Raw genomic sequence first — 8,422 nt, forward strand, 5'->3', positions numbered from 1 at the left:
TCCGCCGTTACCGGGGTGCCCACCCGGGGGCGGTGCCTGCCTGCACCCCCCCCGCCGGGACCCCCCCCCCGTTTGGGCGGGCCGGCCGCCCCGGCGCCCCCCCCCCGGGCCGCAGGACCGGACGGCGCGACGACGGATCAGGAGCAGGTCAGTTGCGGGGCGGCCCAGTCGGCGTGGTCGTAGGCGTTGCCGTCGCCTCCGTCGGTGACCCGGAGGGTGAGTTCGTAGGCTCCGGCGAGGGCGGCGGTCAGGTGGGCCGGGCCGTCGTTGCCGGTGCGCAGGCCGCTGTCGGCGACCTTCCTGCCGTCGGCGTAGATCTGGAAGTCGACCGATCCCTTGGCGCCGACCTCGTCGTCGACCCCTGCGTCGGTGCTGAGGGCGGTACAGGTACCGCCGAGGTAGTAGGTGATCGTGGAGGGTGCGTTGACGCCCAGGCCCTTGGCGTAGACGGTGCCGTTGACGGTCAGCGGGCCGCCGTCGCCGGGGGCCTGCTCGCCGTTGCTCCGGTCGCGCTCGACCGGGCCCCAGCCGCCACTGGCGGAGGTCCAGGCCAGGTCGCTGAGGGCGTGGGTGCCGGCGGCCGGGCCGTTGCCGCAGGCGAGCCTGGGGTCGGCCCAGTCGCCGTGGTCGTTCTCGTCCTCACCGGTGGCGGAGGTCGCCACCAGGCGCAGGTCCTGGCCTCCGGTCAGGTCGGCGCTGAGGTGCAGCGCGGGTTGGGCGGCGGTGCGCACGCCGCTGTCGGCCACCACGGTGTCGTCGCGGTAGATGCGGAAGACGACGGATCCGCTGGCGACTTCGTCGTCCACGCCGACGTCGACGCTGAGGTTCTTGCAGGTGCCGCCCAGGTGGAAGTAGAGGTCGGAGTCGGCCCGCACGCCCAGTCCCTTGGGGTAGACGACACCGTTGACGGTCAGCGGTCGGCCGTCCCCGGCGGCCCTGCCGCCGTTGCTGTGGTCCCGCTCGACCGGGCCCAGGCCGTTGTCGGCATCGGTCCAGGCGAGGTCGCCGACCTGGAACACCCCGGTGGGCATGGCGGTGGGATCGTTCGGGGTGAGGCGGTACATGGCGGTGCCGTGCGCCGGCACCACCGCGCTGATCGTCCCGCTGATCCGGCTGGTCTGCTGGGACCAGAGGTCCTTGAGACGGTAGAAGTCGGCGCCGCCGATGCCGACTGCGGCGGCGGTGGTGGAGATGGTCCGGGTGGTGGCGGTCTCGTTGGTGAGGGTGACGGCGCGACCGCCGTCGGCGAGCGGCTTGCTCATCACGACCAGGCCGCCGTCGTCGGCGACGACGGTGCCCTGGCGACCGAGCGGGTCCTGGTCCACGGCGATGACGTCCGTGTTCTTGATGATGTCGAGCGTGGCCGGGGTGGCGGTGCGCAGGTCGGTGCCGATCATCAGCGGGGCGGCCATCTCGGACCAGAGGCTGAAGTGGGTGCGGTACTCGGTGTCGGTCATGCCGCCGTTGCCGACCTCCAGCATGTCCGGGTCGTTGAAGCCGCCGGGCTCGGCGTACGGGGCGAGGGCCTGGTTGGCGTGGGCGATGGAGAGCATGCTCGACCAGGTGTCGGAGATGTCGCCGGTGGTGCGCCAGGAGTTGCCGACCTCCTGCGCCCAGGTCCAGGGCTGCTGGAGCCCCACTCGCAGATGCTGTAGAGGATCGGGCGGCCGGTGGCGCGCAGTGCGTCGCCCATGGCGGTGTAGCGCTGCTGGGCGTCGACGCCTTGGTTGTTGCAGTTGTCGTACTTGAGGTAGTCGACGCCCCAGGAGGCCCACAGGTTGGCGTCCTGCTGCTCGTGGCCGAGCCCGCCCGGGAAGCCCTGCCGGTCGCAGGTCTTGGTGCCGGCGCTGGAGTAGAGGCCGAACTTGAGGCCCTTGGCGTGGACGTAGTCGGCGAGGGCCTTGATGCCGTGCGGGAAGCGCACCGGGTCGGCGACGAGGTCGCCGTTGGCGTCGCGGGTGGGCAGCGCCCAGCAGTCGTCGAGGTTGACGTAGCGGTAGCCGGCGGCCTTCAGGCCCTGCGAGACGAAGCGGTCCGCGATGCCCTCGACCATCGACTCGTTGAACTCGGCCCGGCAGTGGGTCGAGTTCCAGTTGTTGAACCCCATCTGCGGGACACGGGCCTGGGAGTTCTGCAGGGCGGCCGCCGGGGTGGCGGCCGCCAGGTCCAGGCCGACGACGGCGGTGGCGCTCAGGGCGCCGCCACCGGCCATCAGGGCCAGGGTGGACGCGAGGCCTAACGCCCTGGTGCGACGTGTGCGGGGGATCCGAGCCAAGGTGGACCTCCAGGTGACGATCGGAACAGAAAAGAACCAAATCCAACGGAACCAATCAGTGGGGAGAGCGTCGGGGTTGCCCTGACGGGTTGTCAAGACAACGGAATCCCACCCGCGGCCACGCTCCTGAGCGCGGCCGCCTCACCCCCGGCCTGAGGTGGCTTTCCGGCACAATGCCGCTGTTATAAAGGAAGTTCGTGCGCCCGGCCGGGCGCCGACGACCCAGGAGCCGGGGCGCGGCACTTGACATGGCGTCAGCGACGACGGTCTCATGGCTTCGCTACGTTTGAATCTGTTGGATTTTCTTCTCTCCGGTCGGGCTGCGCAGCTCCCGCGCACACTGACGGTGGCCTTCGCGGCGACCGTGCCCGCAAAGACCACCGTGACCGGCACCGAACGGTCGGCCGGCGCGTCGGGCCGGCCGGCCGAGCGCCAACGGCCCTCCCCGCACGGCGAGTACGGCGGCGGGTGTCAGGAGGCGGGGTTCAGCGCCCACGCCTGGGTGTCCGGCTGGGCGGAGCCGAGCGGCTGCTGGGTGAGGCCGGAGTTGCTGGTGGTGCCGGCGGCGGTGATGGCCAGACCGCTGTGCTGGGCGACCAGCGCGAAGCCGCCGCCGGGCAGCGGCTGGGGAGTGAACCGCTGGTTGGCGTTGCCGGTGCACCCGTACTGGATGACGGCGGCACCGGGGCCGGTGGCGGCGCCGCGGACGTCGACGCACAGGTTGGAGGTCTTGTTCTTCACGGCGTAGCTGCCGTCACCGTTGGCGGTGAGGATCCAGCGCTGGTTGTCGCCGTTGTTGCGGGTCCAGCTGATCAGCTGGGTGTTGGCGGTCGGGCTGCTGCCGGGGTCGTCCATCACCTGGGTCGAGCCGGTGGACGCGATTTCGTAGGTGCCGTTGGCGGGCGCCGGCGGGGTAGTGGCCCGGCCGACGGGTGTGATGCGGTACATCGCGCTCGCGTGCGGGGCCAGGGAGGCGGAGACGGCCCCCGCGGTGCCGGCGCTCTGACCGGTCCAGAGGTCCTTGACGGTGTAGGAGGTGGTGTACGGCAGCCCGAGGCTGGCGGTCGTGGTCGAGACGGTCGCCGTGCCGGAGCTCTGGTTGAGCAGGACCACGGCGAGCGATCCGTCCGCGAGACGCTTGCTCCAGATCTGCAGGCCGCCGTTGTCGCTGATCAGGCGGCCGGCCGTGCCCTGGGCGTCCTGGTCGACCGCGATGACGTCGGGGTTGGTCAGCAGGGCGAGGTCGGCGGCGGTCATCGAGCCGAGCTTGTTGCCGGCGATGAGCGGCGAGGCCGTCAGGGCCCACATGGCCATGTGCGAGCGCTGCTCGTCGGCGCTGAGGCCGCCGTTGCCTACCTCCAGCATGTCCGCGTCGTTCCAGTGCCCGGGCCCGGCCTGGTCGGCGATCGAGGCCGGCGCCTCGATGGCGAGGATGTTGCTGACGCCCATCGGGTAGTCGTTGGTGTTGCCGGTGTTCCAGGAGGTGGTGATGTCCTCGGTGGTGCGCCACATGTTCGCGGTACCGCTCCAGTCGTGGGTCGCACCGCTCTTCGGGTAGTGGTACGAGTTGGGGTTGATGCTGTAGACGATGGGACGCCCGGTGGCGGCCAGCGCGTCCCGCATGAGGTCGAACTGCTGGATCTGGTGGGCCAGGTCGTCGGTGCCGGGGTTCGGGTTCGGTGCGCACCAGTCGTACTTGAGGTAGTCGACGCCCCAGGAGGCGAAGGTGGTGGCGTCCTGCTGCTCGTGGCCGAGGCTTCCGGTGCCCTGACCGTTGGATCCGAGCGGGTAGCTGCCGAGCCGCTGGGCGCAGGTCTGGTCGGTGGGGACCTCGTAGAGGCCGAACTTCAGTCCCTTGCTGTGGACGTAGTCGGCGACGGCCTTCATGCCGTCCGGGAACCGGGCGGTATTCGCCTGCAGGTTGCCGTTGGCGTCGCGGTCGGGGTTGAACCAGCAGTCGTCGACGACGATGTACTGGTAGCCGGCGGCCTTCATCCCCGAGGAGACGATGGTGTCCGCGGCCCCCTTGATGAGGCTCTCGGAGGGGTTGCAGCCAAAGGAGTTCCAGGTGTTCCACCCCATCGGCGGGGTGAGGGCCACACCGTTGCCGAGGGCGTGGGCCTCGGGCGCGGCGGCGTTCTGGACGGCCGCGGCGGCGCCGAGGAGGACGGCCGTGGTGGCGAGGGCACTGAGGCGTCTGCCGCTCGGCCGGGCCGGCGGGTACCGGAGGTGACGGGACATCGGAACTCCAGGGTGGGTGGGGGTGGGTGGGGGTGAACGGCGGTGCGCGAGCCGGCAGCCGGCACACAGGCGCACCGAACTCGGCCGTCCGGGAATGATCCTGCCGCAACGGCGATCCGCACGGGCGTCTTCGATCCTGCCCTGCACGACATATGACGGCCTGTCAGCACGGTGCAGGCGGCGCCGCCGTCCCGCCCGGTGCGAGGTGGTGGCCTCTGCCGGTGCTGAACTGTCGCCGCCCGCGCCGGCGCCACAGCTGTGCGACGCGGGCCGCCGGGCGTCAGCAGGCTCGTGGCGGAATTCCGTTCAGGGACTCCGTCCGAGGGATTATTCGCAGGTGAGGGGCTTGCGGGGCCTCATAGAACCGAACCGGCCGGAGTGACGTCAAGAGAATTCCGCAACCCGTTTTAATGGCCGCGTTTCGCCGGGTTTTCTGCTGCCCTGGAACTCGCCCAGCCGGTCTCGGCTCCGCGGTCCGACCGAATCGACGTGTCCATCTGGCGAGTTCTGTTTGAACCTATTGTTTCCTGTTGGTTTCGGGCCTAGGCTGACCGGCGCACACCGCCAGTGGGGCACCGCCACCGGCCGGGAACCGTGGTCGGTCTCCCCCGCACGGGTGCACCGCGACCGCGCCCTCTTCCCTGCGGAATTCCTTCGGATCCGAGAGCGCGGATCGACCGAAATCCCTGCACGAAACCCATTGCCGGATGTCCTGGTCGTCACGGATACCGGCCGTCCACCCTCCGCCGAACACGCCCGGCGGAAAGAAGCGGAAAACCACTCCCCCGCTGTCTCCCGGGCAACCTCGACGCGTGCGGAATCCACCTGAGACAAAGGACGGACCATGGCTGGACCCCTTTCGCGGAGCCGCAGAGCCGTAGGCACCCTGTGCCTGTTCACGCTCGGCTTCGCCGGCCTCATCACCACCTCACCGCCGGCCGCCGCGGCCGCGGCGATCCCGGACACCACGGTGACGGTGGACGGCAACGGCACGGGCCGCACCTTCGACGGCATCGGTGCGATCAGCGGCGGCGGCGGCAATTCGCGGCTGCTGATCGACTACCCGGAGCCCGAGCGGTCCCAGATCCTCGACTACATGTTCAAGCCGGGCTACGGCGCCGCGCTGCAGATCCTCAAGGTCGAGATCGGCGGCGACACGAACTCCACCGACGGCGCCGAGGCCTCGCACGAGCACGTGCAGGGCCAGGTGCAGTGCGACACCGGCTACGAGTGGTGGCTGATGACGCAGGCCAAGGCCCGCAACCCGCAGATCAAGCTGTCCGCCCTCGCCTGGGGCGCGCCCGGCTGGGTCGGTGCCAACGGGAACATCTGGAACGACAACGGCATCGCCTACCTCACCGACTGGCTGGGCTGCGCCAAGCAGCACGGCCTGACGATCGACTACCTCGGCGGCCGCAACGAGAGCGGCACCCCGGACCCGACCTGGTTCCCGAAGCTGCGCTCCGCGCTGGACACCGCCGGGTACGGTGCGGTGCAGCTGGTGGCGGACGACAACTGGACCGGCTTCCCGGTCCGGAGCGACACCACCGGCACCTGGCCCCTGCTCACCTCGATGGCGGCCAACCCCGACTTCGCCGACTCGGTCGACATCATCGGCCACCACTACCCCTGCGAGGGCACCAACGGCGGGACCGGCGACACAGGCACCGCCTACAACTGCCCGGTCCCGGCCGCGGCGCTGCAGTCCGGCAAGCCCGTCTGGGCCAGCGAGAACGGCTCCCAGGACCTCAACACCGGCGCCGCGCCGCAGATCCGCACCATCACCCGCGGCTACGTCGACGGCCGGATCACCGCGACCTTCAACTGGCCGCTCGTCGCCGCCCTCTACCCGACCCTGCCGTTCGACACCGACGGCCTGCTCCAGGCCGACCAGCCCTGGTCGGGCCACTACACCGTGGGCAGCACCGTGTGGTCCACCGCCCAGGTCACCCAGTTCACCGCGCCCGGCTGGCAGTTCCTCGACTCGGCCTCCGGCTACCTCGGCGGCGGCAGCGGCACCGCCACCTCGCCCGGCAGCTACGTGACCCTCGAATCGCCCGCCGGAGACGCCTGGTCCACCATCCTGGAGACCACCACCGCCACCGGCCCGCAGACCGTGCACCTCCGCGTCACGGGCGACCTCCCGACGGGCACCGTCCACGTCTGGGCCAGCAACCTCGCCTCCCGCGACCCCGCGCAGTACTTCCTGCACACCGCCGACCTGACACCGCAGAACGGCACGTACACCTTCACCGCCCAGCCCGGGTACGTGTACTCGCTCACCACCACCACCGGACAGTCCAAGGGCAGCACCGCCGTCCCGCCGGCCGCTCCCCTGGCCCTGCCCTACAGTGACGGCTTCGAGACGGCGGCGCCGCACGGCCAGGCCGCGCTGCTGGCCGACATGAACGGGTCGTTCGAGGTCGTCCCCTGCGGCGGCGGGCGGACCGGCCAGTGCGTGCGCCAGATGGCCGCCCAACCCCCGCTGCCCTGGGGCGGCAACACCTCCGCGCCGTACACCCGGCTGGGCGACGCCGGCTGGCGCGACTACCGGGTCGGCGTCGACACCCTGCTCGAACAGCCCGGCTCCGTCCGGGTCATGGCCCGTGCGGGGCGGCAGGGCAGCCTCGACAACCCCGCTGCGTACTACCTGGAGGTGGCCGACACCGGCGCCTGGTCGATCGCCAGGGGCGGCACCGGCAGCGCGCCCGTGGTCCTGGCCTCCGGCACCACGGCCGCGCTGGGCACCGGCAGGTGGCACCACCTCGAGGTCACGGTCCAGGGCAGCACCATCACCGGCGCGGTCGACGGCAGCACGGTCGGCACCACCACCGACACGACCCTGACGGCGGGCCAGGTGGCCCTGGGCCTGGGCGGCTACCAGACGCAGCAGTTCGACAACCTCACCGTCACGCCGATCGGCGCCCAGCCCAACAGCTCCGCCTACCGGATCACCAGCGGTCTCACCGGACAGGCGCTCGACCTGGCCGGCGACCCGGCGGCCGAGGGTGCCAAGACCGTCCAGCAGCCGGTCGGAAGCGCCGACAGCCAGGACTGGAACCTGACCGCCGCCAACGGCTACTTCACCCTGACCAACGTGGGCAGCGGAAAGGTCCTCGACGTCCCCGGCAACAGCACCGGCGACGGCACCCAACTGGAACAGTGGAGCCCCAACGGCGGCGGCAACCAGCAGTGGAGCATCCTGTCGACCGCCAACGGCGGCTACACGATCACCAACCGGAACAGCGGCAAGGTCCTGGACGTCTACGGCGCGCTCGGCGCGCCCGGCACCGCCGTGATCCAGTACCACCCGACCGGGCAGCCCAACCAGCAGTGGAACCTCACCCTGGTGCCTGCGGACCGGGCCTCCTTCACCCTCACCAACGCAGGCAGCGGCCTGACCGCGGACATGAGCGGTGGCTCGACCAGCGCCGGCGGCGCCGCGATCCAGTGGAGCGCCAACGGCGCCCCGAACCAGGTCTGGGACCTGCACGCCGCCACCACCGCCGGGAACTTCACCGTCACCAACCGGAACTCCGGCTTGTGCCTGGACATCTCCGGCGTCCCGACCGCCGACCAGGCCGCGGTCCAGCAGGCGACCTGCACCGGCAGCCGGACGCAGCAGTGGGCCTTCCAGGCCGCCGCCAACGGCTCCTGGACGCTGGTGAACCTCAACAGCGGCAAGGCCCTCGACACCGCCGGCGGCTCCCTCGCCAAGGGCGCCGGACTCGTCCAGCAGGCTGTGGACGGCGCCGCGACCCAGCAGTGGCGGATCCAGCCCGCCTGATCCGGCCGGCGCACGCTGGGCAGCGCGTGACGCCGGTGCGCAGCAGCAGGGCATCCAGGTCTCGCCAGAGGGCGCGACGGCCGTCAGCCGGACGGGCAAAAGGAGTGTCGCCCTTCCTG

General features: G+C 71.2%; 2 protein-coding genes and 1 pseudogene. 1 reads left to right on the forward strand and 2 read right to left on the reverse strand.

From position 1 onward, the window contains the following. Positions 1–137: 137 nt before the first annotated feature. Together ACFW1A_RS35080 and ACFW1A_RS35085 are read right to left on the reverse strand one after the other, a co-directional pair. Positions 138–2,212 (reverse strand): annotated as a pseudogene (locus ACFW1A_RS35080) (NPCBM/NEW2 domain-containing protein). 534 nt (positions 2,213–2,746) lie between these two features. Next, positions 2,747–4,516, reverse strand: coding sequence for an alpha-galactosidase (locus ACFW1A_RS35085; protein WP_380416487.1), 1,770 nt, complete (start codon positions 4,514–4,516; stop codon positions 2,747–2,749). 844 nt (positions 4,517–5,360) lie between these two features. On the opposite strand from ACFW1A_RS35085, the gene ACFW1A_RS35090 reads away from it, so the two are divergent. Then, the gene (locus tag ACFW1A_RS35090; protein ID WP_380416490.1) at positions 5,361–8,303 is read left to right on the forward strand and encodes an RICIN domain-containing protein; all 2,943 of its coding nucleotides are present in this window, start codon (positions 5,361–5,363) and stop codon (positions 8,301–8,303) included. Positions 8,304–8,422: the final 119 nt, after the last annotated feature.

This window comes from Kitasatospora sp. NPDC058965, assembly GCF_042741245.1.
Lineage (GTDB): Bacteria > Actinomycetota > Actinomycetes > Streptomycetales > Streptomycetaceae > Kitasatospora.